Annotated in this window: 25 protein-coding genes; 11 read left to right on the top strand and 14 right to left on the bottom strand. The window is 73.3% G+C overall.

Going from position 1 to position 24,665, the window contains the following annotated elements; all coding sequences use genetic code 11:
* Positions 1-159: 159 nt before the first annotated feature.
* Together BLW76_RS19965 and BLW76_RS19970 are read left to right on the top strand one after the other, a co-directional pair.
* Positions 160-429, top strand: coding sequence for a hypothetical protein (locus BLW76_RS19965; protein WP_091309605.1), 270 nt, complete (start codon positions 160-162; stop codon positions 427-429).
* A gap of 138 nt (positions 430-567) precedes the next feature.
* Positions 568-1,410: an HARBI1 family protein gene (locus BLW76_RS19970; protein WP_091309608.1), complete on the top strand. Its 843-nt coding sequence runs from the start codon at positions 568-570 to the stop codon at positions 1,408-1,410.
* 178 nt (positions 1,411-1,588) lie between these two features.
* On the opposite strand, the gene BLW76_RS19975 is transcribed toward BLW76_RS19970, so the two are convergent.
* From BLW76_RS19975 to BLW76_RS50450, 4 genes are all read right to left on the bottom strand, one after another.
* On the bottom strand, positions 1,589-2,446 hold the full coding sequence (locus tag BLW76_RS19975; RefSeq protein WP_244170222.1) for a protein kinase domain-containing protein: 858 nt from the start codon (positions 2,444-2,446) through the stop codon (positions 1,589-1,591).
* An 81-nt stretch (positions 2,447-2,527) separates the two neighbouring features.
* On the bottom strand, positions 2,528-3,625 hold the full coding sequence (locus BLW76_RS19980) for a LacI family DNA-binding transcriptional regulator (RefSeq protein WP_091309612.1): 1,098 nt from the start codon (positions 3,623-3,625) through the stop codon (positions 2,528-2,530).
* Between the two features lie 125 nt (positions 3,626-3,750).
* The gene (locus BLW76_RS19985) at positions 3,751-5,160 is read right to left on the bottom strand and encodes a serine/threonine-protein kinase (RefSeq protein ID WP_091309615.1); all 1,410 of its coding nucleotides are present in this window, start codon (positions 5,158-5,160) and stop codon (positions 3,751-3,753) included.
* Positions 5,161-5,325: 165 nt separating this feature from the next.
* Entirely contained in the window at positions 5,326-6,723 is a 1,398-nt protein-coding gene (locus tag BLW76_RS50450) for a protein kinase domain-containing protein (RefSeq protein ID WP_091309617.1), read from the bottom strand.
* A 263-nt stretch (positions 6,724-6,986) separates the two neighbouring features.
* On the opposite strand from BLW76_RS50450, the gene BLW76_RS19995 reads away from it, so the two are divergent.
* A complete protein-coding gene (locus BLW76_RS19995) occupies positions 6,987-7,421 on the top strand; it encodes an STAS domain-containing protein (RefSeq protein ID WP_091309619.1) in 435 nt (144 codons plus the stop codon).
* 18 nt (positions 7,422-7,439) lie between these two features.
* Entirely contained in the window at positions 7,440-8,618 is a 1,179-nt protein-coding gene (locus BLW76_RS20000) for an MFS transporter (RefSeq protein WP_091309622.1), read from the top strand.
* Positions 8,619-8,649: 31 nt separating this feature from the next.
* Here BLW76_RS20000 and BLW76_RS20005 read toward each other — a convergent pair whose 3' ends face one another.
* A complete protein-coding gene (locus BLW76_RS20005; RefSeq protein WP_091309624.1) occupies positions 8,650-10,158 on the bottom strand; it encodes an MFS transporter in 1,509 nt (502 codons plus the stop codon).
* A 194-nt stretch (positions 10,159-10,352) separates the two neighbouring features.
* On the opposite strand from BLW76_RS20005, the gene BLW76_RS20010 reads away from it, so the two are divergent.
* Entirely contained in the window at positions 10,353-10,766 is a 414-nt protein-coding gene (locus tag BLW76_RS20010) for an STAS domain-containing protein (protein WP_244170224.1), read from the top strand.
* 34 nt (positions 10,767-10,800) lie between these two features.
* Here the strand turns inward: BLW76_RS20010 and BLW76_RS20015 are convergent, their stop codons facing one another.
* Positions 10,801-11,070 carry a hypothetical protein gene (locus BLW76_RS20015; protein ID WP_244170225.1) on the bottom strand — a complete coding sequence of 90 codons (270 nt, stop codon included), beginning with the start codon at positions 11,068-11,070 and terminating at the stop codon, positions 10,801-10,803.
* 172 nt (positions 11,071-11,242) lie between these two features.
* Between BLW76_RS20015 and BLW76_RS20020 the strand changes: the two genes are divergently transcribed.
* The gene (locus BLW76_RS20020) at positions 11,243-11,743 is read left to right on the top strand and encodes an SgcJ/EcaC family oxidoreductase (protein ID WP_091309626.1); all 501 of its coding nucleotides are present in this window, start codon (positions 11,243-11,245) and stop codon (positions 11,741-11,743) included.
* On the opposite strand, the gene BLW76_RS20025 is transcribed toward BLW76_RS20020, so the two are convergent.
* From BLW76_RS20025 to BLW76_RS20035, 3 genes are read right to left on the bottom strand one after another with little or no spacing between them, the layout of a single operon-like run.
* Positions 11,723-13,105: a HAMP domain-containing sensor histidine kinase gene (locus tag BLW76_RS20025; RefSeq protein ID WP_091309628.1), complete on the bottom strand. Its 1,383-nt coding sequence runs from the start codon at positions 13,103-13,105 to the stop codon at positions 11,723-11,725. The two genes, BLW76_RS20020 and BLW76_RS20025, sit on opposite strands and share 21 nt — an antisense overlap.
* Positions 13,102-13,770: a response regulator transcription factor gene (locus tag BLW76_RS20030; RefSeq protein ID WP_091309631.1), complete on the bottom strand. Its 669-nt coding sequence runs from the start codon at positions 13,768-13,770 to the stop codon at positions 13,102-13,104. The genes BLW76_RS20025 and BLW76_RS20030 overlap by 4 nt, the downstream gene beginning before the upstream one ends.
* 19 nt (positions 13,771-13,789) lie before the next feature.
* Entirely contained in the window at positions 13,790-14,272 is a 483-nt protein-coding gene (locus BLW76_RS20035) for a DinB family protein (protein ID WP_091309633.1), read from the bottom strand.
* Between the two features lie 143 nt (positions 14,273-14,415).
* On the opposite strand from BLW76_RS20035, the gene BLW76_RS20040 reads away from it, so the two are divergent.
* The 4 genes from BLW76_RS20040 to BLW76_RS20055 all read left to right on the top strand — a co-directional run bounded on the left by BLW76_RS20040 (position 14,416) and on the right by BLW76_RS20055 (position 16,928).
* The gene (locus BLW76_RS20040; RefSeq protein WP_091319599.1) at positions 14,416-14,994 is read left to right on the top strand and encodes a helix-turn-helix domain-containing protein; all 579 of its coding nucleotides are present in this window, start codon (positions 14,416-14,418) and stop codon (positions 14,992-14,994) included.
* Positions 14,995-15,128: 134 nt separating this feature from the next.
* Positions 15,129-15,578, top strand: a complete 450-nt coding sequence (locus tag BLW76_RS20045) for a hypothetical protein (protein ID WP_143060654.1) — start codon at positions 15,129-15,131, stop codon at positions 15,576-15,578.
* Positions 15,575-16,357, top strand: coding sequence for a hypothetical protein (locus tag BLW76_RS49210; RefSeq protein WP_208613339.1), 783 nt, complete (start codon positions 15,575-15,577; stop codon positions 16,355-16,357). Before BLW76_RS20045 ends, BLW76_RS49210 begins: the two co-directional genes overlap by 4 nt.
* A 22-nt stretch (positions 16,358-16,379) precedes the next feature.
* Entirely contained in the window at positions 16,380-16,928 is a 549-nt protein-coding gene (locus tag BLW76_RS20055; protein WP_091309638.1) for a hypothetical protein, read from the top strand.
* A gap of 23 nt (positions 16,929-16,951) precedes the next feature.
* On the opposite strand, the gene BLW76_RS20060 is transcribed toward BLW76_RS20055, so the two are convergent.
* Positions 16,952-18,229 carry a hypothetical protein gene (locus BLW76_RS20060; protein WP_091309640.1) on the bottom strand — a complete coding sequence of 426 codons (1,278 nt, stop codon included), beginning with the start codon at positions 18,227-18,229 and terminating at the stop codon, positions 16,952-16,954.
* A gap of 154 nt (positions 18,230-18,383) precedes the next feature.
* Here BLW76_RS20060 and BLW76_RS20065 point away from each other — a divergent pair, with 154 nt between their 5' ends.
* Positions 18,384-18,854 carry a cupin domain-containing protein gene (locus BLW76_RS20065; RefSeq protein WP_091309643.1) on the top strand — a complete coding sequence of 157 codons (471 nt, stop codon included), beginning with the start codon at positions 18,384-18,386 and terminating at the stop codon, positions 18,852-18,854.
* 1 nt (position 18,855) lies between these two features.
* Here the strand turns inward: BLW76_RS20065 and BLW76_RS20070 are convergent, their stop codons facing one another.
* From BLW76_RS20070 to BLW76_RS20085, 4 genes are read right to left on the bottom strand one after another with little or no spacing between them, the layout of a single operon-like run.
* Positions 18,856-19,692 (bottom strand): LacI family DNA-binding transcriptional regulator, encoded by an 837-nt coding sequence (locus tag BLW76_RS20070; protein ID WP_091309644.1) that lies wholly within the window; start codon positions 19,690-19,692, stop codon positions 18,856-18,858.
* On the bottom strand, positions 19,689-22,106 hold the full coding sequence (locus tag BLW76_RS20075; RefSeq protein WP_091309647.1) for a glycoside hydrolase family 2 protein: 2,418 nt from the start codon (positions 22,104-22,106) through the stop codon (positions 19,689-19,691). The genes BLW76_RS20070 and BLW76_RS20075 overlap by 4 nt, the downstream gene beginning before the upstream one ends.
* Positions 22,103-22,909 carry an ABC transporter ATP-binding protein gene (locus tag BLW76_RS20080; RefSeq protein WP_091309649.1) on the bottom strand — a complete coding sequence of 269 codons (807 nt, stop codon included), beginning with the start codon at positions 22,907-22,909 and terminating at the stop codon, positions 22,103-22,105. Before BLW76_RS20080 ends, BLW76_RS20075 begins: the two co-directional genes overlap by 4 nt.
* Positions 22,906-24,660, bottom strand: coding sequence for a dipeptide/oligopeptide/nickel ABC transporter permease/ATP-binding protein (locus BLW76_RS20085; RefSeq protein ID WP_091309652.1), 1,755 nt, complete (start codon positions 24,658-24,660; stop codon positions 22,906-22,908). Before BLW76_RS20085 ends, BLW76_RS20080 begins: the two co-directional genes overlap by 4 nt.
* Positions 24,661-24,665 lie beyond the last annotated feature (5 nt).

The raw sequence follows: 24,665 nt of genomic DNA on the forward strand, positions 1-24,665 counted from the left end.
CGACGGGACATGCGAGAGTTCGCATGTGGGGATGTGGAGGTGGTTCGGTTGACGCGCCCGACGGCGCCTGCGGCCAGGCGGCAGATTTCGGTCCAGGAATTGATTCAGCGGTGCCAGGCGGAGAATTCCCCGGCGCCGGACTCCCGCGCTCGGGAGGCGGTGGTAACCGGTGCCCCGCGTCCCGACCGCCTCCCGCGGTGGCTGATCGCGGGCGCGGCGGGAGTGGCCGCGCTGAGCGCGTTCGCGCTGGTCTCGTTCGTGGTCCAGGGCGATCCGGAGCCGCCGTCGGTCCGGGTTCCGGCGGCCCCGGGCGCGATCACGTTCGCCGGAACCCGGACGGTGACGGAAACGGCGGCCCCGCCACCACCGACCGTATTCTCCCCGGCCTACGGCTCACCTTACGGCGGCTATTACACGCCGCCGAAGTAAGTCGCGGGCCGGCCGGTCGCGGGGCCGGAAGCGCCCCAATGAGGTTTTCTCAGTAGCGGTGTGGTGTGTGGATGAGGGGTGGGGCCCCTGGTAGGACTGGATTTGCGAAGATCAAGTCCGAGGTTCCAGAGGCCCCACATGATCCATTATGGTGCCACCCTCGATGTGGCGCGTGAACTGGTCTGGTTCGTTGCCCGTGTCCTGCACACCGAGCGCCGGCGGCGTGGCACCCGCCGGGGCCGGCGCGCGTTGACCCCGTACTGGCAGGCGGTGCTGGTGCTGCGCTGGTTCCGCGACGCCACCCCCCTGCACCGGCTGGCGGCCGACCATCGCATCAGCATCGCCACCGCCTACCGCTACCTACACGAAGCCATCACCGCCCTCGCCGCCCAGGCCCCGGACCTGCATCAGGTCCTGCGCGAGCGCCACACCGCCGGTGACACACACGTGATCCTGGACGGTTCGCTGATCCCGTGTGACCGGGTCGCGGCGACCACGATCAAAACCAAAGGTAAGAACCGTGGCCGGATCGTGCACCTGTGGTACTCGGGCAAGCACCGCGCCTTCGGCGGGAACATCCAGTTCCTGGCCAGCCCGGACGGGTTCCCGCTGTGGGTCTCGGCGGTGCTGCCCGGCTCCCGCAACGACCTCTCCGCCGCCCGCGACCACGGAATCGTCGGTGCACTGACCGCCGCCGCCGGCCAGGGCCTGAGAACTCTGGCCGACAAGGCCTACCACCCCGCCGGGATCGGCATCCTCACCCCGTTCAAGAAAACCGCAGGTCAACCACCCCTCAACGCCCGGCAACGGGTCCACAACCTGCTGCACGCCCGAGCCCGGGCCCTGGGTGAACGCGCCATGGCACTCCTCAAAACCCGCTGGCGAGCGTTGACCCACATCAGCCTCTGCCCCCACCGCATCGGCCACATCGTCCAAGCAGCCCTCGTCCTCACCCACCACGAACACCACGGCCGCTACTGAGAAAACCTCAATGTGGCGTTGGGTGCGTTGGGCGCACCCAATGTGGCGTTCGGTGCGTTGGGCGCACCCAATGTGGCGTTCGGTGCTCCATCCATGCCCCCACCACCACCCTCAACGGAGGCGCTCCGCGCCGCAGTGTTGATTCAGCGCAACCAACGCCACATTGGGGCGCTCGAGGTCAGGAGGTGCTGAGGCGGCGGAAGGCCGCGCGGGTGGTCACCGCCGTGCCGAGGGCCACGACCAGCACCGTGCCCGTCACCAGGACCCGCGCGCGGTTCCGGCCGCTCCGGGGCTCCGCGACCGACGGGGGACGGGGCACCGCCAGGCCGGTCAGCGTCCGCTCGGCTTCGGCCATCGACGGGCGCGTGGCCGGCTCGGGGCGGACCAGGGGTAGCAGGGCGTCGAGGACCGGGCCGCTCGCCCGCGGCGGGACGGCCGTGCCGGGCACCCGCCCCTCCAGCGCGAAATACAACGTGGCGCCCAGGGAATAGACGTCGGCGGCGAAGCCAGGGCTCGCGCCGCCGGCCACCTCCGGGGCGGGGAAGCCGCCGGTGCTCAGTCCGAAGCCGGCGATCTTGGCCGTGCCGTCCGCGGTGAGGAGCACCTTGTCCGGGCCGAGGCCGCGGTGGCGGATGCCCGCCGCGTGCGCGGCCGCCAGCGCCGAAGCCAGCTGGGCGCCGAGCGCCGCCACGCGGTCCGGCGGGAAGCTTCCCTGCCGCTCGACCAGCTCGGCCAGCGTGCGGGTCGCCAGGTCCTCGGTCACCACGTACGGGGTGAGGTCCTGTTCGAAGACGTCGTGCACGACGACCACGTGCGGGTGGTGCAGCCGGACCGCCGCCCTGGCGTCGCGGATCGCCTTGGCCCGGACGCGGTCGGAATGGGCCGCGTCGAACGGGCACCCCGGCGGCAGCCGCGCGACGACGACGAACCGGTCGAGCAATTCGTCCTTGGCCCGCCACGCCTCGGCGCCGGGGTGGTGACCGGCCGGTTCGAGCAGCCGGTACCGCCCGGCCAATGCGCCCTTTTTCGCTGCCACCGTAATCCCCTGTCGACGTCGACGGACCCTCGAAAGGAAATACGGCCGCCGGGCACGGCGGGTTCGATTTTCCGCGCATTCTCACCCGCGCGGGAGCGGTACCTCTTCCCGGACGACGGCCGCCGTGCTTTCGCCTTCGACGAGCCGGGGGAACACGACGTCGGGCTCGGCGACGGGCCCGTTGTCGAGCTGGTGCACCGCCCGCCGGACCGCCAGCGCGCCGAGCTCGGCCGCCGGGACCACCACCGCGGTGGGCCGGATCCGCTGCTGTCCCGCCACGGTGTCCGAGCAGACGGCGACGACCGAGACGTCGCCGGGGACCTGCCGCCCGCGCTGCCCGAGCGCGGTCATGACGAGGGGGAGGACCGCTTCGTCGTGGACGACCAGTGCGGTCGGGCCGTCTTCGGCGAACAGTTCGTCGAGGCAGCGGGCGACGTCGTCGGCCGACGGCGCGCACGGCCGGGAAACCACGGCCACGCCACGCTCTTCGGCGGCGGCCCGGACGTTCTCCGCGAAGCCCGTGAGGTACCGGAGCCGGTGGCCCGGCCGGGTCACCGGCGGCCCGAGGTGGGCGATCGACCGGTGGCCGAGGTCGGCGAGCCGGTGGAGGCAGGCCAGCCCGGCGGGGGCGAAGTCGAGCGCCACCGACGCCAGCCCGCGCTGCCGCCCCGGCGCGCCGACCAGCACGGCCGGGCGTCCGGAGGCGAGCAGGACGGGCACGCGCGGGTCGTCCTCACCGGCGTCCAGCACGATCACCGCGTCGGCCAGCCCGGCCGACGTCACCCGGTGCAGGCCGCTGGTGCCTTCGTCGTCGGTCACCAGGAGCAGGTCGAACCCGAGTTCACGGGCCGCGCCCGCGGCCGCGGAGAAGAACTCCATCTCCAGGCCCAGCTGGCGGTCGCCGAGCAGCGGCACCGCTACCGCGAGGACGCCGGCGCGCGGGGCGGGCGAGCCGCTGCGCCGCCGGTAGCCGAGGGTCCGGATGGTTTCTTCGACCCGCCGCCGGGTGGCGGGGGAGATCGTCCGCTTCCCGGTGATCACGTAGGACACGGTGCTCGCCGAGACACCGGCGGCGTTCGCCACGTCGGTGATCGTGACCGCGCCGCGGCTGCCGCCGGGCGGTTCGTCCGCCACGTCGCGGAATTTCGTCATCTTGGTGAGGACTTTCTCGAGACCCATTGTCCGATCCGTTGTCCGGTCGGAAGTTAGCGCTAACAAGAAGGAGTGGACGTTGACCTTAATGCCGGGCAACGGCGCTGGTCAAGCCACCTTCGTCGGGTGGGGCGAAACGGCCGGACGCCGATTCATTCCCCCGGTCTGCACTCGGTCACCGGCATCCCCCGGTTGCCCCCGCGAGCCAGGGCGATGAAGCCGAAGGTGGTCGATTCGCCCTGCTTCAGCTCCGCATTCCACTCGGCGTTCACGATCACCGACGTCGCCCCGGTCCGCACCAGCCTGCCGTTCCACAGGTCGTCGATGCTCGTCCCGGCCGGCGTCGCCCAGCTGACCGTCCACCCGCGGACCCCGGCCCGCCCGCTGTTGCGGACGGTCACCAGCCCCTGGAAGCCGCCGTTCCACGACTTCACCACCTGGTAGCGCGCGGCGCAGCGGGTGGGCTCGGCCGTGGCCGGACCCGCCGAACCCGTGGCCGGCCCCGCCGACCCGGTGGGCGGGGTGCCGGACGGTGCCGAAGCGAGCTGGGCCGCGGCATTCGCGGGTTCGCGGCCGGGCGGGATGGCGGTCGCCGCCACGACCGCGGCCGCCGTCAGCACCACCGCCGTCGCGGCGAAGGCCACGCGGAAACGGCGGCGCCGCTGGGTGGGAACCGGCTCGGCGGCGGCCGGCGGCGGGACCGCCGGGGTCACCCCGGGCGCGGTGGCGCGGGTCAGCAACCGGGCCGCCCCGGCCATCGCGGGGCGGTCGGCCGGATCCCGCCGGAGCAGCCGGAGGACGGCGTCGGTGACCGGGCCGCTGGTGGCCGGCGGGGTGATCTCGCCGCTGCCGACGCGTTTGAGCAGGGCGAGCTGGTTTTCGTCGGTGCCGAACGGCGGCCGCCCTTCGAGCGCGGTGTAGAGCGTCGCGCCGAGGGAGTAGACGTCGGAGGGGAAGCCGGGTTCCTCGCCGTCGGCGACCTCCGGGGCGAGGTAGGCCGGCGTGCCGACGACCAGCCCGCGGCCGGTGGCCGTGCCCTCCCCGCGCGCGTGGGCGACGCCGAAGTCGGTGATCTTCGCCGTGCCGTCGGTGGTGACGAGGACGTTGTTCGGGCTGATGTCGCGGTGCACCACGCCTTCCGCGTGCGCCGCGGCCAGCGCCGAGGCGAGCTGGGCGCCCAGTTCCGCCGCGTACTCCGGCACCAGCGGGCCGTGCTCCTCCAGCAGGTCGGTGAGCGTGCGGGCCGCCAGGTACTCCATCGTGATGTAGGCCGCGGCCCCCTGCTCGACGACGTCGTAGACGACGACCGCGTGCGGGTGGCGCAGCCGGGCGGTGACCCTGGCCTCCCGGATCGTCCGCTCGCGCGTGCGTTCCGCGGCCGCCGGGTCGGCGGGGGAGTCGGGGAAGAGCTGCTTGATCGCGACCAGGCGGTCGAGCCGTTCGTCCTTGGCCCGCCACACGGTCCCCATCGCGCCGTGACCCGCCCGGCCCAGCACGCGGTACCGGCCGGCGATCACTGCCCCTTCGTGCACGGGCACGCTCCCCTCTGTCGCTTCCGTCATGAGGGGACACGGCCGCCGCGGGCACGCAGTTCGGCCCCTTGGCCCAATTCACTCACCTGGGTGGGTGCAGGAATTGCGTTCGACGTATTCGTTCCGGATGCCGGAATCGAAACCGGCCGCTACGGAAGAAATGCGGATCCGGTTGTGACGGAACGATAACGAAAATCAGCTGGTCCGGCAGCTGAGGACCGGGACGGCAGGCGCGCCCGCCGTGAGCTCCTGGTTCAGCCCGAACGTCGCCGAGCCCGCCGGTTCGACGAGGGCGTTCCAGCCCGCGTCGGTGACCGTGACGGCGGAGCCGCGCTGGGTCAGGGTGCCGTTCCACAGGTCGCGGATGCCGGCCCCGCCGGGCAGCACCCAGGTCACCGTCCAGCCGGTGAGCCGCGTCGGGCGGTCGTTGTGCACGGTCACCTGCGCCTGGGCGCCGCCCGGCCAGGAGTTCGTGACCTCGTAGCGCGCGGTGCAGCCCCCGGCCACCAAGGGCTCGGCCGGTTCGGACGGCTCGGCCGCCGTCGGGTGCCGCGCCGGCCCGTCGGAGGGGTGGGCCGGTACCGGGACGGCGGCCGTGGTGGTGCTGCGGACGGTGCGGTCCGCGGTGACGGTCGTCGGCGGGTGCTCGACGGGAGCCGCGGCGGTGGTCGCCGGCCGGTCGGCGAGGGTGAGGCCGGCCGCCACGCTGATCGACGTCAGGCACGCGGCGGCCCCGGTCACGGCGGCGCGGCGGAGCCGGGACCGGCGGGGTGGGCCGGGCGGGGCCGGGCGGCCGACGGCGGCCAGGAGGTCGACCGCCTCCTGCATCGTCGGGCGCGCGGCCGGGTCGCGTTCGAGCATCCGCATCAGCACGGCGGTCAGCGGGCCGTCGTGGACCGGCGGGGTGAGCTGGTTCTCGGTGATCCGCCGGAGCAGCGTGATCGGGTCGTCGCTGGTGCCGAACGGCGGCGTGCCCTCCAGCGCGGTGTAGAGCGTGGCGCCGAGGGAGTAGACGTCCGACGGCAGCCCGGCCTCGCCGCCTCGGGCGACCTCCGGGGCCAGGTAGGGGAGGGTGCCGACGACGACGCCTTCGTCGGCGGCCGGGTGCTCGCCGAGCGCGCGCGACACCCCGAAGTCGGTGATCCGGGCGGTGCCGTCGTCGCTGACGAGCACGTTGTTGGGCGTGACGTCCCGGTGCAGGAGCCAGTCGCCGTGCGCGGCCGCGAGGGCGGCGCCGAGCTGCCGCCCGAGCCGCACCACGTCGCACCGGGGCAGCGGCCCCCGCTCGACGAGCAGCTCGGTCAGCGACCGGGCCGGCACGTACTCCATGACCAGGTACATCGAGCCGGCGTCTTCGAAGACGTCGTACACGGCGACGGCGTGCGGGTGCCGCAGCCGGGACGCCAGCCGCGCCTCCCGGATCGCCCGCTCGCAGACTTCGGCGCCCGCGCCCGGCTCGTGCAGGAACTGCTTGACGGCCACCACGCGGTCCAGCCGCTCGTCCCTGGCTCGCCACACCAGGCTCATCGCGCCGCGGCCGAGGTGCCCCAGTAGCCGGTACCGCCCGTTGACGAGCTGTTCCTCGAAAGCCACCCATACCCCTGCGTCGGTCGACGAAACGATGCACTTTTTAGCAGAAGACGGGCCGGTGGTGGGCGTTCGATACCCAGTGGATCTCCGAACCGTTATCCGGATCACGGCGGCGCATTCCCGGAATTCGGCGAACCCGAGTCCGAATTCGACGAATTCGGCGGCGGGGCTGAACCGGCGGCCGCGGCGGCGTACGGTGTGGGCATCGCGGTTCAGCCGGCAGCCGCCCGCCCGTTCCCCGCGTCCCTCGCTCCGAGGAGGTCTGTGTGCTCGACCAGATCGCCGCTCCGCAGTTCCGCGTCGACGTCCCGGCCGCGATGACGGTGCGGGTGACCGCCACCGCTGAGGCGACGACCGTCGCGGTCCGCGGCGAGATCGACCTGCCGGTACTGGGCAGGCTCCGTACCCGGCTGGGCGAGGAGATCGACCTGGCGCCGCGGGCGCTGGTGCTGGACCTGTCCCCGGTGTCGTTCTGCGGCGCGGGCGGGATCACCGAGCTGCTGGTGGCGGCTTCGGAGGCGCACGTGAGCGGGGTGCCGTTCGCGATCGCGGCGGCGGGGCGGGCGGTGCTGCGGCCGATCCGGGTGCTCGGGCTGGAGCGGGTGCTGCCGATCCACCGGAGTGCCGAGGCGGCGCTGGCGTGGCTCGCGGTGCTGCCGCGGCTGCGCGGCGGCGCCGGCCTTGACCTCGACCAAAGGTGAGGTCCTACCGTCGCCGGCATGACACTCGCCGACGTCGGGCGGCCACCGAAAGCCGTGCTCGCCACGCTGCTCGGGGTCAGCACCATGACCATCATGGCCAGCGCCACCATCACCCCGGCCCTGCCCGGCATGGAGCGCCACTTCGCCGCCGAGCCGCACGCGCAGCTGCTGGTCCGGCTGGTGCTCACCCTGCCGGGGCTCGCGATCATGGTCGCCGCCCCGCTGCTGGCCCGGCTCGGCGACCGGACCGGCCGCGTCCCGGTGCTCGCCTGCTGCCTGCTGCTCTACACCGTCGGCGGCGGGTCCGGGCTGGTGCTCGACTCCCTGCCCTGGCTGCTCGCCGGACGCGCCCTGCTCGGCGTCGGGATCGCCGGCGTCATGACCACCTCGACCGCTCTGCTCGCCGATCACCACCCCGCCGCCGACCACGGCCGGGTGCTGGGCCTGCAGGGCGCGGCGATGGGCTTCGGCGGCGTCGTCGCGCTGCTGCTGGGCGGCCTGCTGGCCGCCGCGAGCTGGCGCGGCCCGTTCGCCGTCTACCTGCTCGCCCTGCCGCTGCTGCTCCTCGTGCTCCGGTTCGTGCCCGAAGCAGCCACGCAGCCGGACACCGGGGCCGCCCCGGCCGCGTCGCCGTGGCAGCCGCGGCTGCTCGGGCTGTACGTCGTCATGTTCCTCGGGGTGGTGGTCTTCTACACCGTGCCGACGCAGGCGCCGTTCTGGCTCGCCAAGGTCGGCGGCGCGGGCCCGGCCGTGACCGGCGCGCTCATCGCCGCGGTCAACCTGGTGATGACCCTGGTGGGCCTGAACTTCCGGCGGCTGCGGGCCCGCTGGGACTTCCCGGCGCTGGCGATCGTCCTGTTCACGGCGTTCGCCGCCGGGCTGGTCCTGGTCGGGTCGGCGAGCTCACTGGGCGTGGCCGCGCTCGGGATGGTCGTGGTCGGGGCCGGGATCGGCCTGCTGAACCCGACCGTCAACGGCTGGGTGGTGGCCTCGGTCGCCCCGGGCGCGCGCACCCGGGCCCTCGGCCTGCTCACGTCGGCGTTGTTCCTCGGCCAGTTCGCTTCGCCGCTGCTCGCCCAGCCCGTCGCCGACGGCGTCGGGCTGGGCTGGACCTTCGGCTGCGCGGGCATCGCCGCCGCCGTGATCGCGGCCGTGCTGGCGATCTCCCGCGCCGCCGCGGCCCGGCGCCGTCCTTGAGGTCCTTTGTGGACTTCACGCCTGGCTATCCTCAGGTGGAGAACGGCGAGGAAGCCCCCTCCGCCCGCGTCCGGCCCCGCCTGCCCGCCGCGGCCAGCGGCTGGGCGATGTCCTCCAGGGACTTGCCCTCCGCGTCCACCGCCAGGAACCGGGCCACCAGGCCGCCCGCGATCATCACCGCCGCGCCCAGCAGGTAGCCGACGAACAGACGGACCGGGTGCTCGCCGGTGCCGATCAGGGCGCCGTAGATCACCGGGCCCAGCGCGCCGAAGCACTGGGCGATGGCGAAGAACACCGCGATCGCCTTGGCCCGCACTTCCAGGGGGAAGATCTCGCTCACCGTCAGGTACCCCGCGCTGGCTCCCGCGGACGCGAAGAAGAAGATCACGCACCACGCGATGGTCTGCGTGAGCGCGTTGAGCGCGCCCGCGTGGAACAGCACCGCCGTCACCGCGAGCAGGACCCCCGACACCACGTACGTCCCGGAGATCATCTTGCGGCGGCCGAGGGTGTCGAACAGGTGCCCGAGCGCGAACGGGCCGACCAGGTTGCCCACCGCGAACGCGATCAGGTAGATCGGCGTCGCCTCGGACGACACCCCGTAGAACTTGCCCAGCACCAGCGTGTAGGTGAAGAAGATCGCGTTGTACAGGAACGACTGGCTGATCATCAGCGACGCGCCCAGCACGGCCCGCGACGGGTACTCGCGGAACAGCACCCGCGCCAGCGCCACGTAGCCGATCCGCTCGGCCGGCGTCACCTCGATGGCCTTCTTCTCGTCGACCGGCGGCAGGCTGCGGCCGCCGTGCTCGACCTCCTGCTCGATCTGGGCGATCGACTTCTCCGCGGCGTCGGACCTGCCGTGCATGATCTGCCAGCGCGGGCTCTCCGGCAGGTGCCGCCGCACCAGCAGGATCACCAGCCCCAGCACCGGCCCGATGAGGAAGCCCAGCCGCCAGCCCAGCGCCAGGTCCATCTTGTTGAGCAGGATGTACGTGCCGATCGTCCCCAGCACGGCCCCGGCCCAGTAGGTGCCGTTGACGGCGATGTCCACCCGGCCGCGGTAGCGCGCCGGGATCAGCTCGTCGATCGCCGAGTTGATCGCGGCGTACTCGCCGCCAATGCCCATGCCGGCGATGAACCGGGTGGCGTAGAGGAAGACGACCCAGCCCGCGCCGTTGCCGAGGGTGAGCGCGGTCAGGCCGCTGCCCAGGAGGTAGACGGCCAGGGTGAGCATGAACAGGTTCCGGCGGCCCAGCTTGTCGGACAGGCTGCCGAAGAACAGTGCCCCGACCACCTCGCCGGCGAGGTAGACCGTCGCCAGCAGGCCCACGGCCGCCGACGACATGTTCAGCGTCTCGGGCTTGGTGAGCGTGTCGGCGACCGCGCTGGCCACCGTGATCTCCAGGCCGTCGAGGATCCAGGCCACGCCGAGCGCGACGACCATCCGGGTGTGGAACGGGGACCAGGGCAACCGGTCGATGCGTGCCGGGATGAGCGTGCGCACCCCGGTGGACGCCGGATCGGGTGTTGCCGCCATGACAACCTCCTTGAGAGCAGATCGCCCCGCGTGGCTTCCCCCGGCATTCCCCGGCGAAACACGATCGGGTCGACTCCTGTGGTCACGGCTTGTGATCAGCCGGACGGCGTCACTAACCCTGGCGCGCGGGCGGGTCGTGCAGGAGCCGCAGTTCCTGTCGGTGCCGGCTTTGTACGAAGATGAGGTGTTTTCGCGTGGCGTCCTTCGGTTACCCGACGGGGCGATTGCGGGTCTCGTGCTCGCACGGCGATCCGGTGCTCCTGGCCTTCTCCGGCGAACTCGACGCCGGCACGGTCCTCGTCGTCGTGGGCGCCGTGGCGGCGGCGCTGGCGGGCAGCCCGGAACCGCGGTCGATCGTGCTGGACCTCGCCGGCCTGCACTTCCTCGGTGCGGCGGGGGTCCGCGTGCTGAGCGCGGTCACCGACCACGCGGCCGCCCAGAACGCCCGCCTCCGCGTCGTCACCGGCGGCAACGCGGTGGTGTGCAGGGCCCTGTGGCTGACCGGCGCCGACCGGGTACTGGACGTCTACCCCGACCGAGCCGCGGCACTGGCCGCCGCCGACAGCGGGGAGTTCCTCCGCCTCACGGCCCGGATGTGGAACAGCTGAGGGTCACTGTCCACAGTGGATGCAGTGGGGCCGGTCAGACCTGGCTCTTGGCCGCGGCGAAGTAGGCGTTGGACGGACCGGTGAACGACAGCGCCACGCCGACCACCGCCGCGAGCACCGCGACGTAACCGCCGATCGTGCTCTGCCCGATCAGCACCGAAAGCAGCTGCAGGCCGGTGAGCACCGTCAGCACGATCCGCGCCTCGGTGAGGGTGCCGCCGCGCTGTCTGTTCGTCTCGCGCATGGTCGCGGCGATCCCGTCCCGGTTGCCGAAGATCAGCAGGCCGCCGAGCAGTCCGATCACCGTGGCGGCGAGGAACGCCCACTCACAAGGGATCGAATAGCACTTGCCGGCGCGGCCCGCAGAGCGACGCCTTGGCCGAACCTTTCCCCGTTCCTGTCCGCACGCTGGAAATCCCCTTCCGGTCGCCGTTCCACAGTGGATTCGTAAGCGATTCCCGGTCCAGGAGGCGAAAATGCGCAAGACACGGTGGGGTGCGGTCGTGGTGGCGACCGCGGCGGTCACGGCGGTGACGGCCGGGTGCGGTACCGGTACCGCCGCGACGCCGACCGGTGCGGCGGCCGCTCCGGCGCGGCCCACCGAGCAGCAGATCGCGGCGTTGTTCCCGCAGTGGAACGCCGCGCTGGCCACCGGCGACCCGCAGCGGGTGGCCGATCTCTACGCGCCGGACGCCGTCCTGCTGCCGACGGTGTCGAACGAGGTCCGCCGCAGCCGCGCGGAGATCGTGGACTACTTCACCAAGTTCCTGCAGAGCAAGCCGCAGGGGGTGATCGAGAACGAGATCGTCGACGTCCTCGACGCCGACACCGCGGTCAACACCGGTGTCTACGAGTTCATGCTGACCAAGGACGGCAAGACCGAGCGGGTGCGGGCGCGCTACACCTACGTCTACGAGCTGCGCGAGGGCAAGTGGCTGATCGTCAACCACCACTCGTCAGTGATGCCCGAGGGGTAGCGCGATCCGGACGGCCAGCCCGCCGCCCTCGGCGTCGCCGAGGGACACGGTGCCGCCGTCGTCGGTGACCAGCTGCTTCACGATGGCCAGGCCGAGACCGGATCCCGAGGGGCCGGTCCGGCCCTGGCCGCGCCAGAACCGGTCGAACGCGCGGCTCCGCTCGGCCTCGGGCATCCCCGGGCCCTGGTCGGCGATCTCCAGCACGGCGTAGCCCTCCCGGCGGCGGCTGGACACGGTGACCGCGCCGCCGTCGGGGGAGACCTCCAGCGCGTTGGACAGCACGTTGTCCAGCACCTGCTCGAGGTGCCCGGGGCTGACCATGGCGAGCAGGTCCGCGTCCGCGTCGGCCTGGCGCAGCTCGACGCCGCGGTCGGCGGCCACCGCGCGCCAGACGGCGAGCCGCCCGGCGACCACGTCGGCGATCCGCACCGGTTCGGGGGCCGCGATCGCCGCTTCGGCCTTGGCGAGGGTGAGCAGGCCGTTGACCAGGGTGCTCATCCGGACCACTTCGGCCGTCGCCTGGTCGAGGTCTTCGTGGACGTCGGTGCCGGCCACGCCGTCGGCGATGTTGTCCAGCGACAGCCGCAACGCCGTGAGCGGCGTGCGCAGCTGGTGCGACGCGTCGGCGATGAACGCCCGCTGGGCCCGCACCAGCGTGTCGATCGTTTCGGCCGCGTTGTTGAGCGTGCGCGCCAGGGTGCGGGTTTCGACCGGGCCGGTCTCCTCGGCGCGTGCGGTCAGCTCGCCGTCGCGCAGCCGGCCCGCCATCTGGTTGAGCTCGCGGAACGGCCGGGTCAGGTGCCGGGCGAAGAACGCGCCGAGGAACGCCGCGACGACGAGCACCGCGACCGCGAGCACCGCCCGGAAGCCCCAGATCTGCAGCTGGCGCGCGTCCAGGGGCGCCGACGGGTAGCTGACCCGGATGGCGCCGACGACCCGGCCGGCCGCGTCCCGGGCGGGCACGGCCAGCACGAGACCGTCGGCGTCCAGCGCGGCCGCGTGGGTCCACCGGGTGGTGACCTGCCCGGCCAGCGCGTCGCGGAAGGCCGGGTCGTCCGCCGCGGGCGGCACCGGCAGCGGGCCCGGCGCGGTGCCGTCGGCGAGGACGGCGTCGAGCCGGCCCGGTGTCTCCTTGCCGTAGGCCTCGGCCAGCCGCGCCAGCGCCTGGCGCGACGGCAGGTCGCCGGCCGAGAGCAGGAGCGCGGCGGTGTCGGCTTCGCGCCGCACCGACGTCTCGACGTCGCCGCGCAGCTGGCCGGTGAGGACGAACGCGACCGGCACGGTGAACGCGCCGATCGCGATCGCCACCAGCAGCACGTAGCTGACGACGAGCCGGCGGTTCAGCGAGCTCGGGCCGCTCACCCGGCGACCACCAGCCGGAACCCGACCCCGCGCACCGTCTCGACCACGGCCGCGTCGCCGAGCTTCCGGCGCAACGCTCCGATGTGGACGTCCAGGGTCTTCGTCGGGCCGAACCAGTGCGCGTCCCAGACGGCTTCCATGATCTGCTCGCGGGTCAGCGCCGCGCCGGGGGCGTCGGCGAGGAAGGCCAGCAGGTCGTACTCCTTGGGCGAGAGTGCGAGCTCGGCGCCGTCGACGTGCACCCGCCGCGCCCGCCGGTCGATGACCAGCCGCCCGCCGGCGTGGGATTCGGGTGCCACGGGCTCGGCGGCGGCCGGCCGCGCCCGGCGGGCCACCGCCCGCATCCGCGCGATGACCTCGCGCACGCCGAAGGGCTTCGACACGTAGTCGTCCGCGCCGATCTCCAGCCCGACCACCCGGTCGACCTCGTCGGCCCGCGCGCTGATCACGATGATCGGCACGTCACCCCGCGCCCGCAGCTCGCGGCAGACGTCGAGACCGTCCACATCGGGCAGTCCGAGGTCGAGCAGCACCATGTCCGCGGGTTCGGCGGCCAGGGCCTCGGCGCCCGTCCGCACCCACGTCACCTCGTAGCCGTACCGCACCAGACCGCGCCGCAGCGAGTCGGCGATCGGCTGGTCGTCTTCCACCAGCAGTACCCGCACGGAGTCCGATCATGCCAGGTCAACGGCCGGTGCTGCCGTCGGCCAGCTCCCGGAGGATGTCGGCGTGCCCGGCGTGGCGGCCGGTCTCCTCGATCATGTGGACCAGGGCCCAGCGCATCGACGGCCCACCGCGGCCAGGACGGGCGACCGGCTGCGTCAGGTCGGCGCAGGCGTCGATGACGGCATCGGCCCGCACGCAGGCGGCGCGGTAGTCGGCCACGACGGAGGCGACGGTCTCGTCCGCCCCCGGCCGGAAGGTGCCGGCCCAGTCGGCGACGTCCTCGCCGAGGAAAGTGAAGCGCTCGACGTGCGCGAGGTGCCGGACCAGGCCCAGCAGCGACGTGCCGGACGGGACACCGGGCGTCCGCACCTGCGGTTCGGGGAGGCCAAGGGCCTTGGCGACGACGGCGGCCCGCAGGTGGTCGAGGAAGCCGCACAGCACGTCCTTTTCGGACGGCCCGGTGCGCGGTGGCGGGGTGTCCCGCCGTCGGGGTCGGGGCATGGGGGTTCCTCTCGGTGGGGCGGCGGGTGCCGCGGGGGTCGGCGGTGCGGCGGGTGCGGTGGGGTGCCGGGTGGCTGGGCACAGCCTGGCCCGCCGCCGGCCGATCCGGCACCCTTTCTTGCGGTTCCGGCAAGATGGCCGGGGTGAGCGACGACTTCGAGGACGTCCTGCACGCCGTCGGCCCTCGGCTGCGGGCGCTGCGCCGGCAGCGGGGGATGACCCTCGCCGACGTCGCCGCTGCCACCGGGGTGTCGGAGAGCACCCTGTCGCGGCTGGAAAGCGGGCAGCGGCGGGCCAGCCTGGAACTGCTGCTGCCGCTGGCCCGCACCTACGGCGTCCCGCTCGACGATCTCGTCGGCGCGCCCCGCACCGGCGATCCGCGGATCCACCTGACGCCGATCCGCCGCCACGGCATGACGTTCGTGCCGCTGTCGCGGCGGCCGGGTGGTATGCAGGCCTACAAGATGATCATCCCCGGCACCGGCCGGCCGCCGGTTCCGGACCACCGGACGCACGAAGGGCACGAATGGCTTTACGTGCTGCACGGGAACCTGCGGCTGGTCCTCGGCGAGCACGACCTCGTGCTGCCGCCCGGCGAGGCGGCGGAGTTCGACACCACCGTCCCGCACTGGCTCGGCAGCGCCGACGGAAAGGCCGTCGAACTGCTCATCCTGTTCGGCCGCCAAGGCGAACGGGCACACCTGCGGGCCCGGGCGCGGTGAACAATCGTCCGATTGTGGATGCGTAATTCAAGAACGGGAAGACGTGGGAACTCGGTCCGCTACGACTGCGACGGCGTGTGGGTGATCGTGAACCGCGACATGCCGTGGCGAAGCACCGCGTACTATCCGGGGCGGTGAGTGTGAACGAGGAGCCGGCTCTGCAGGTCGACGATACCTTCAGCGAAGCTGAGCGCGTCGAACTCAGCGCCTTCCGGTACGCCGTCGACGACGAGAAGTCCCTCGGCGTTCTCGACCTGCTGGTGGCCTGGGCCCTGCACGTCCGGAAGATCGGCGCGGACCGGGCAAAACCGGCGTCGGACCGGGATGTGTGGGGTGCCCATGACCTGGTCGCGGCGATGTTCTTGCGGAGTTTCCTGGCCGTGTGTCTCGAGGAGTTGCCACAGCCACTCCATGGCAAGGTCGCCGAGCAGGTCGCCCGCCACGACGAGCGGTTCAAGTCGATGACCAGACCCGACGACGAACGCCTGCTCGAACAGGTCGCGGGCGAAGATCTGTCGGCGAAGCCCTGGTGGTGGCATCGGGTCCCGGATTCGGGTCCGATCGCGGAGGAGCTCAGGGGATGACCTCGGTGGCCGAGGCGGTGCAGGCGCTGCGCGGGCTGCGCCTGGTCGAAGTCAGGCGGGTCGCGAACATCGTGATCATCGGGTTCGGGCCCGGTGACAGGGCCGACCGGACGATCCATGTGCAGTGCCCGTTCCGCGTCGTGCACGGTGACGTGATCCTGCTCGGTTCACGGGACATGAACTGGTCCCGGGATCGTGGCACTGATCGCGACGAAGCCTTCGAGAACGTCACCACGAAGTACGACGCGCAGGCGGAGTTCCTGACGGCACGGTTCGCCGAGGGCGACTTCCGGGTGACCGACGCCAAGCTGGGGCCTGGCGGCCAGGTGGTCGTCGAGGCCACGAACGACGGCGATCCGATCGCGCTCGAGATCTTCCCGGACTGTTCGGGGCCGTGGATCGAGAGCTGGCGGTTGTTCGCCCTCGAAGAGGGTTCCGAGCACTTCGTGTACCCGGAACACCGGCCGCGAGTGAGCTGGTTCGCCGTGCGGTGTGTTTTCCGGTGGGCCGGAGCCGAGGGGCAGCCGTACGAGGAGCGGCTCACCCTGTGGCGCGCGACCGACCTCGACGCGGCCATCGCCCGTGCCGAGGAGGAAGCGCGGGTGTATGCGGAGAACACCGGCGTCACCTACCTCGGGCTGGCCCAGGGGTACGAGACCGGGGAGCAGGGGCCGACGGACGGCAGCGAGGTGTTTTCGCTGCTGCGCGAGAGCGCGTTGCCGCCGGAGGAGTACCTGGACCGGCACTTCGACACCGGCGGGGAGCACCAGGGCGCTTGACGCGGACCGATCGGACGGGCGGATGACGGAGTACGGCCGGGACCGGGAACGACGGCGGCGCACCCGGGCCCTGCTGGGCGCCGGCCACCTGGTGGCGTTGACGGCGGTGCTGGGCCTCGAAACCGGCTGGGTCCCGGTGGTGGTCACCCTGTCCGGTCTGCTCGTGCTGGTGGTCGCGGGGTGGTCGGTGATCATGGGGCGCGACGCGCGTGCGGAGCGCCGTCGGCGTGCGGCGGGCCGGGCGCCGTCGTGGCCGGCCCAGCTGCCGGTCCGGGCGGCGCTGCTGCTCGGCGCCAAGGCACCCGGCCGCCACGCCCGCCGCGCCGACGAGGTGGGCGAGCTGCCCGGCCGTCTGTCCCTTGTGGACGGTGAACTGCGGTGGGAGCCGGGGAAAGCGGGTCGCGGGGTCGGCCCGGTGACGTTCGACCGGTCGTGGACGGCGGAGGTCGTTCCGCTGTGGGGCCCGGGAGCCCAGGGCTGCCTGACGCTCACGGCCCCCGGCGGGGCGGCGGTGGACATCTGGATCCGCCACCCGGCCGATCTGCGCCGGGAACTGGCCGGCCGGCGGTGACGGGGCCGGGAGGCTGACCGCGGTCAGGTGCCCGCACGGGGCCGGACGAGCCCCGGCAGGCGGGCGACGAGCCAGACCAGGCCCAGCACGGCGAAGAGGGCGGCCAGGCGGAAGCCGAGGGTGAGCACGCCGACCGGCCAGCCGGTGAACACGTGCCGTCGGGTCCAGTGCGTCGTCTGGGTGATGTCGAGGCCCGGCACGGCGTTCGCGAACCCCCACAGCTGGTCGCCGACCCCCACGGTGACCGGGGCATCGGCGGGCAGGGGCGGGACCGCCGCGGCGATGCCGGACCGGACGGACAGCAGGACCGCCGACGCCGTCAGCACCAGCGCGAGGTGCGCCCAGAGCAGCACCCCGGCGACGGCGACCAAGGCCCACCACGCCGAGTTGTGCCGGAAGAACGCCGCGGTGATCACCCACAGCCCGAAGAACCCGCACACCACCAGCAGCACGGCCAGCACCAGCCACTGCGCCGCCGGCAGCACCCAGCCCAGCGGGACGCGCACCCGGGCGACGTCGACCGACTGCGGGACATGGTCGCGCAGCCACCGCGCGAGCGGCGACTCCGGCGGCCAGAGGAACCACGCGCCGGCGTAGGCGGGCAGGGCGAGCAGCAGCGTCCACACGGCGGGCAACGCGGCCACGTCGTCGCCGAAGTCCTCGCCGGTCAAGGTGCTTTCCCGGTTGCGCACCCACCAGTAGGCGGAGACCAGCAGCCGCGCCATCGGCAGCAGCAGGACCACCTTCAGCGCGACCACGATCGTGCCCGCCGCGGTGCCGGACAGCTCGGCCGGCTCCGGCCAGGCGAACGTGTCCTCGATCTCCAGGAACGGGACGGCGTCGAGCGCGTGCCAGACGAAGTACCGTTCGCTCGCCCACAGGCCGGGGCCGCTGCCCGGCCGCGCGGCGAGTGCGCCGTGGCGCCAGAGGACGGTGACGACCCCCGCGGTCGCCTCGATCGTCAGCAGCGGGGTGAGCACCGAGGCGAGCAGGCCGACACCGTAGGCGCGCGTGGCGGCCTGTTTGACGTTCCCGAACGCCCACAACACCGCGCCCAGCCCGGCCACCGACAGCAGGGCGCCGGGCAGCACGCCGAGGACGGCCGTCACCGGGTCCGGGCTGGTGACGGTGAACGTCTGCAGCAGGCGCACCAGCCCGGTGACCGGGACGGCGACCACGGCGGAGACGAGCACGAGCGCGGGCAGGACATCGGTGTGGCGCTCGCCGACGGAGGTGAGCTGCCGCCAGGACCGCGAGTACCCGGCGGCGATCGCCCGGGGCAGCCGCGTCCACCTGGCCATCGTTTCCCTCCGGGCGGACGGTACGTCGCCCGGGGAGCCGCCGCCAGACCCGACCCCCGGCCGGGTGATCTGCCTCGATCTGGTTCCCGTTGCCGGCCGAGGTGTACAACGCGGCCGCTGTGCCGGAGACTGCGTAGCCGACGAAGGAGGTGTGATGGCCGGCGAGGAAATCGTGCTCGGCCCGCTGCCGAAGGGGATCACCCCGGCCGGCGCGGGGACGAAGGTGTGGAACGTGCTGGGGCACACCTACTTCATGAAGGCCGCCGGCGAAACGAGCTTCGCGTTCGAAACGTATGACCCGCCCGGCACCGGGGTGCCCCCGCACGTGCACCCGACCCAGGACGAGCACATCTACGTCCTGGAGGGCGTCTTCACCCTGTACCTCGACGGCGAGTGGACGACGGCCGGCCCGGGCGACACCGTCCGGATGCCGAAGGGCCTGCCGCACGCGTACTACAACCGCAGCGAGGACATCACCCGTGGCCTGTTCTGGGTGAGCCCGGCGGGCCGGCTGGCCCAGCTGTTCGACCGGCTGCACGACTTGGCCGATTCGGCGGAGGTGGTCCGGTTGTCGGCCCTGCACGACGTCGAGTTCCTGCCGCCCGGTTCGGTGGACGGCGCCTGACCTACCCGGCGGCCGGCCCGGTGCTGCCGCGCGGCACGTACTGCGCGGCCGGCGACCAGCGCTCGGCCACCGCGTCCCCGTCGAGCAGCTCCAGCACCGACTCGGCCACCAGCACACCGAACCGGTGCACGTCGACGCTCATCGCCGTCAGCGCCGGTGAAGACAGGCGGCACAGCGCCGAGTCGTCCCAGGCCACCACGCTCAGCTCGGCCGGAACCGCCACGCCCAGCTCGCGGGCCGCCGCCAGGCCCGCCAGTGCCATCACGTCGTTGTCGTACAGGATTGCTGTCGGACGCTCGTCGCCCGACAGCAGCCGGGTGGTCAGCTTGGCGCCCGCCTCCTCGGAATAGTCGCCCTCCACCAGCTGGGCGCTCGCCCCCGCCGCCTCGCACGCCGCCACGAACGCCGCCGAGCGCTCGGCCGTGTGCAGGAGCGTGCCCGGGCCGGTGATGCGGGCGATCCGGCGGTGGCCGAGGCGCAGCAGCTCGGCCACCGCCGCGCGGACCGGGCCCGCGTTGTCCGTCCGGACCGCCGGGAAGCCCCGGGCCGGCTCGCCCACCAGCAGCGCGGGCAGGCCCAGCGCGGCCAGCGCGGCCGGGCGCTCGTCGTGCACCAGCCGGTTGACCACCACCGCCGCCTCGACCAGGCCGTGCTCGGCCCACCGCCGGTACGCCGCCAGCTCGGCGTCCTGGGTGGACACCACGTGCAGCAGCAGCGACAGCTCCCAGTCGGCGAGGTGCTGCTCGATGCCCGCGATGAACTCCATGAAGAACGGTTCGGTCCCGAGCAGCCGCGGCGGGCGGGCCAGCACCAGGCCGATCGCGCCGGACGTGCTCATTCCCGCCGGACCAGCGCGTTGGCGGACCGCAGGACGAGCGGGTCGGCGAACGCGCCCGCGGCCACCGTGGCTCCGGTGCGGACCTCGAACGTCCGCGTTTCGCCCGGCAGCAGCGTCACGAGCATGTCGTCGACGACCGCGTCCGGCGCGACCCGGTCCACCAGCAGGGCGACGTCGACGGCCAGCGCGCTCGCGGTGACGGCCACCCGGTAGCCACCCGGCACCGGCTCGGCGCGGGCGGTCAGCGCCGCGGGCTCGTACGGGTGCTCGACGTCTTCGCCGAAGACGTGGACCAGGCGCACGTCACCGCTCTCGGCCACCAGCACTTCGCGTCTCCCGCCTGCTTTCCCGGCCACGGCGGCCGACCGCGCCGGGACCGAGAACGGCAGTGTATCGCCGTCGAGGAGGCTCCCGTCGAAGCCGCGCCACGCCAGCCGCAGGTCGCCGGTCCAGTCCTCGTCCGTGTCGTTGACGGCGATGACGACCTCGGCGCCGTCGCGGGGCTGCACGGTGAACAACCGCGGCGCGAACGCGTGCTTGAGGGCGTACCACAGCGGTTTCGGGCGTTCGCCGTAGTCGATCGCGGCCCAGGAGGTGACCGGCCAGCAGTCGTTGAGCTGCCAGACGACGGCGCCGGCCGTGCGCGGCCACCAGGACCGGAAGTGCTCGACGCCGAAGGCGACCGCCCTGGCCTGGTTGAGCTGGGTCGCCCAGTGCCAGTCTTCGAACGTCGACGGCGGCGGCAGGTGCGGGGCCAGGCCACGCTCGAGCTTGCCGGCGCCGTCCTCGGCCTTCTGGTGCGCCTGGAACGCCGGAGACGAGGTACTCAGCGGCCGGTCGTGGAGCCAGCGCGTCAGCGTGGCCCACGTGGGCGGGCCCTCGAACCCGAACTCCGCGCAGAACCGCGGGACGTGGTCGCGGTAGCGGGTGTAGCCGACGCGGTTCCAGACGTCCCATTCGTGGCGGGTGCCGTGGTCGGGGTCGTTGGGGTGGACCGTGCCGGGGCTGTAGGGGCTGCCGGGCGCGTAGGCGCGGGTGGGGTCGAGCTCCGCGACGATCGCGGGCAGCAGGTCGCGGTAGTACCGCAGGCCCCAGCTGCGGCCGCCGAGCTGTTCACGCCACCGCCAGTCGGCGTGGCCCCAGAGGTTCTCGTTGTTGCCGCACCACAGCGCCAGCGACGGATGCGGGGTCAGCCGGGCGACCTGCTCGCGCGCCTCGGCGTCCACTTCCGTCCACAGTGGATCCTCCTCCGGGTAGGCGGCGCAGGCGAACGGGAAGTCCTGCCACACCAGGATGCCGCGCTCGTCGCAGACGTCGTAGAAGTCCTCGCTCTCGTAGATCCCGCCGCCCCACACGCGCAGCAGGTTGAGGTGCGCGCCGAGCGCCTGGTCGACGCGCCGGGCGAGCCGCTCGCGGGTGATCCGGGTGAGGAAGTGGTCGTCGGGGATCCAGTTGGCGCCCTTGGCGAACACCGGCTTCCCGTTGACGACGAAGGTGAACGGCGTGCCGATCGCGTCCGGTTCGGTGTCGACGGTGATCGTGCGGAAGCCGACGCGGCGGTCGTGGCGGTCCAGCACCGCGCCGCCCGCGGACAGCTCGACCGACAGCGGGTAACGCGGCTGGTCGCCGTACCCGGCGGGCCACCACAGGTCGGCGTCCGGCACGGTGACGACGACCGTCGCCGTCGTGTCGCCGGGCGCGATCTCGCCGCGCGCGCTCCGCCCGGCGATCGAGACGGCCACGTCCAGCGGCGCGTGGCAGGCGCGTTCGACGTCGGCGTGCACGGTGACCCGGCCGGTGCCGTCGGCGTCGACGGTGACCAGCGGCCGGACGCGGGCGAGCCGGGCGCTGTGCCAGCGTTCGAGCCGGACCGGGCGCCAGATGCCTGCCGTCTGCAGGTCCGGACCCCAGTCCCAGCCGAAGGAGCAAGCCATCTTGCGGACGGTGTTGAACGGGTGGCGGTAGGCGCGCGGCCGCTTGCCGAGCGCGCGCTCCACCGCCTCCGCGTGCTCCAGCGCCGGGCGCAGGTCGACGGTCAGCTCGTTGCCGCTCGCCCGCAGCAGCCCGCGGACGTCGAAGCGGTGACTGCGGTGCATGTTGGCGGTCCGGCCGAGGACCGTGCCGTTGAGCCGGATCGTCGCGACCGTGTCCAGGCCGTCGAAGACGAGGTCGGCGCGGTCGGCGGCGGGCTCGGCGGCGAAGTCCAGCGTGTAGCGCCAGGAGGTGCGGTGCAGCCAGGTCAGCCCGGCTTCGACGCGGTCGGCGTAGGGGTCCTCGATGAGGCCCGCGTCGAGCAGGTCGAGGTGGACCGAGCCCGGGACGGCGGCGGGGACGGTCCGGCCGGCCACCGCGTCCGGGACCGGGCCGCCCACCGCCGTCAGCCGCCAGCCGTCGTGCAGTTCCTCGCGGTTCATGCGCTCTCTTTCCGTGCGGTGACCCGCTTGGCCGGGTCCGGGGCCGACGCGGCCAGCAGCTGCGTGTAGGGGTGCCGCGGGCGCAGGAGCACGTCGTCGGCCGGCCCCCGCTCGACGACCCGGCCGCCGTAGAGCACCAGCACGTCGTCGGCGAAGTGCCGCGCGGTGGCCAGGTCGTGCGTGATGTACAGGACGGCCAGGTGGTCTTCGGCCTGCAGCCGGGCCAGCAGCTCCAGCACGCCGCGCCGGAGGGAGACGTCCAGCATGGACACCGGCTCGTCGGCGACGACGACCTGCGCGCCCGGTGCCAGCGCGCGGGCGATCGCGACCCGCTGGCGCTGCCCGCCGGACAGCTCGTGCGGGCGCCGCCGGGCGATGTCCTCGGCCGGCCGCAGCCGCACCCGGTCCAGCAGGTGCAGCACCGCCTGATGGGTCTCGGCGGCGCCGCGGGTCCGGCCGTGCAGCAGCAGCGGCCGCGCGAGGTGGTGCTCGACCGTGTGGAACGGGTTCAGCGACGCGAACGGGTCCTGGAACACCAGCTGCACGTGGTCGCGGTGGGCGCGGTCCGGCACCGGGCGGCCGTCGGCCCCGCGCAGCGTGATCGCCCCGCCGGTGGGCCGGTCGAGCCGGGTCAGCAGCCGCGCGATCGTCGACTTGCCCGACCCCGACTCGCCGACGAGGGCGACCGTGCGGCCCGGGGCGAGCGTGAACGAGACGTCGTCGACCGCGCGGAACACCTCCCGGCGGAAGCCGGACCGGAGCCGGAACTCCTTGACCAGGTGCGTGGCTTCGAGGGTGGTCATCGGCTGCCCTCCGGCACTTCGGTGAGGCCGGGGAACGACGAGAGCAGCTCCCGGGTGTAGGGGTGGGCCGGCGCGCGGTACATCTGTCCGGCGTCGCCGAGCTCGACGACTTCGCCGTCCTTCATCACGGCGATGCGGTCGGCGATCTCCAGCAGCAGCGGCAGGTCGTGGGTGATCAGCAGGACGGCGATGCCGAGCTCGTCGCGCAGCCGCAGGATCTCGCCGACGATGCCGCGCTGGACGACGACGTCGAGCGCCGTCGTCGGCTCGTCCATGACGATCACCTGCGGGTCGAGCAGCAGGGCCATCGCGATCATCACGCGCTGCCGCATGCCGCCGGACAGCTCGTGCGCGTACGCCGAGAGCCGGGCCGGGTCCACGCTGACCAGCCGCAGCACCTCTTCGCACCGCGCCCGCCGCTCGGCCGCGGTCAGCTCGGGCCGGTGGGTCTTGAGGACGTCGTCGAGCTGGGCCCGCACGGTGGTCACCGGGTTGAGCGCGTTCATCGCGCCCTGGAAGACCATGGACAGCTTGTCCCAGCGGAACGCGCGCAGGGCGTCCGGGCCGAGCCCCAGGATGTCCACAGCGTTGTCCCCATCGGACCCTTCGCGGTCGTGGAAGGCGATCGACCCCGCGGTGACCTCGGCCGGCGGCCGGTGCAGCCGGGCGATCGCGTAGGCCAGCGTGGTCTTGCCGCAGCCGGATTCGCCGGCCAGCCCGAGGATTTCGCCGCGGCGCAGGGTGAGGGAGACGTCCCGCACCGCGGCGACCGGCTCGGCTGTCCGGTAGACGACGTCCAGCGAGTCCACTTTGAGCACCCCGGGTTCGGGGCTCGCGGCGGGCTTCGCCGGGGGTGGCGGCTGGGGCCGCCGCCGGAACACCGCGCGCAGCCGGGGATCGATCACCTCGTCGAGGCTGAAGTTGATCAGCGACAGGCCGCAGCCGAACAACGCGATCACACACCCCGGCGGCACGAACCACCACCACGCCTGCCGCTGCAGCGCGAAGCCGTTCTGCGCGAAGTACAGCATCGTGCCGAGCGTGGGGGAGTTCGACGCGCCGAGCCCGAGGAACGACAGCGCGGCCTCGGACAGGATCGCCCAGATCACCGCGAACACGAACTGCGAAGCCAGCAACGGCAGCAGGTTCGGCACGATCTCCACGGCGATGATCCGCCACGGCTTCTCACCCGCGACCCGCGCGGCGGCCACGTAGTCGCGGTGGCGCAGCGACAGCGTCTGCGCGCGCAGCACCCGGGCGGAGGCGGCCCAGCCGGTGATCGCCAGCACCAGCCCGATCGTCCAGGCCCCGCGCGACTCCGGCGGCACGAACCCGGCGATCACGATCACCAGCGGCAGGCCGGGGATGACGAGCATGACGTTGGAGAACAGCGAAAAGCCCTCGTCGACGACCCCGCCCACGTAGGCGCCGAGCACGCCGAAGACCGCCGAAAGGAGCGTGGCGAGCACGCCGACCAGCAGCCCGATCTCCAGCGAGCCCCGGGTCGAGTGCGCCAGCTGCGCGAGGACGTCCTGCCCGGTCTGGGTGAGCCCGAGCGGGTGCCCGCCACCGGGCGGGGCGAGCCCGGTGTCGCGGACGGCCGCCGGATCGCCGGTGACCAGCGGCCCGAGGACGCCGAACAGGGCGATCGCGCCGACCAGGCCGAGCCCGGTCGCCAGCCGCGGCGACCAGCGCGGCAGCATCGCGCGGAAGCCCGTGGCCCGGGTGGTGGCGGGCCCGAGGTTCGTCATGCTTC

The organism is Amycolatopsis tolypomycina, assembly GCF_900105945.1.
Taxonomy (GTDB): Bacteria; Actinomycetota; Actinomycetes; order Mycobacteriales; family Pseudonocardiaceae; genus Amycolatopsis; species Amycolatopsis tolypomycina.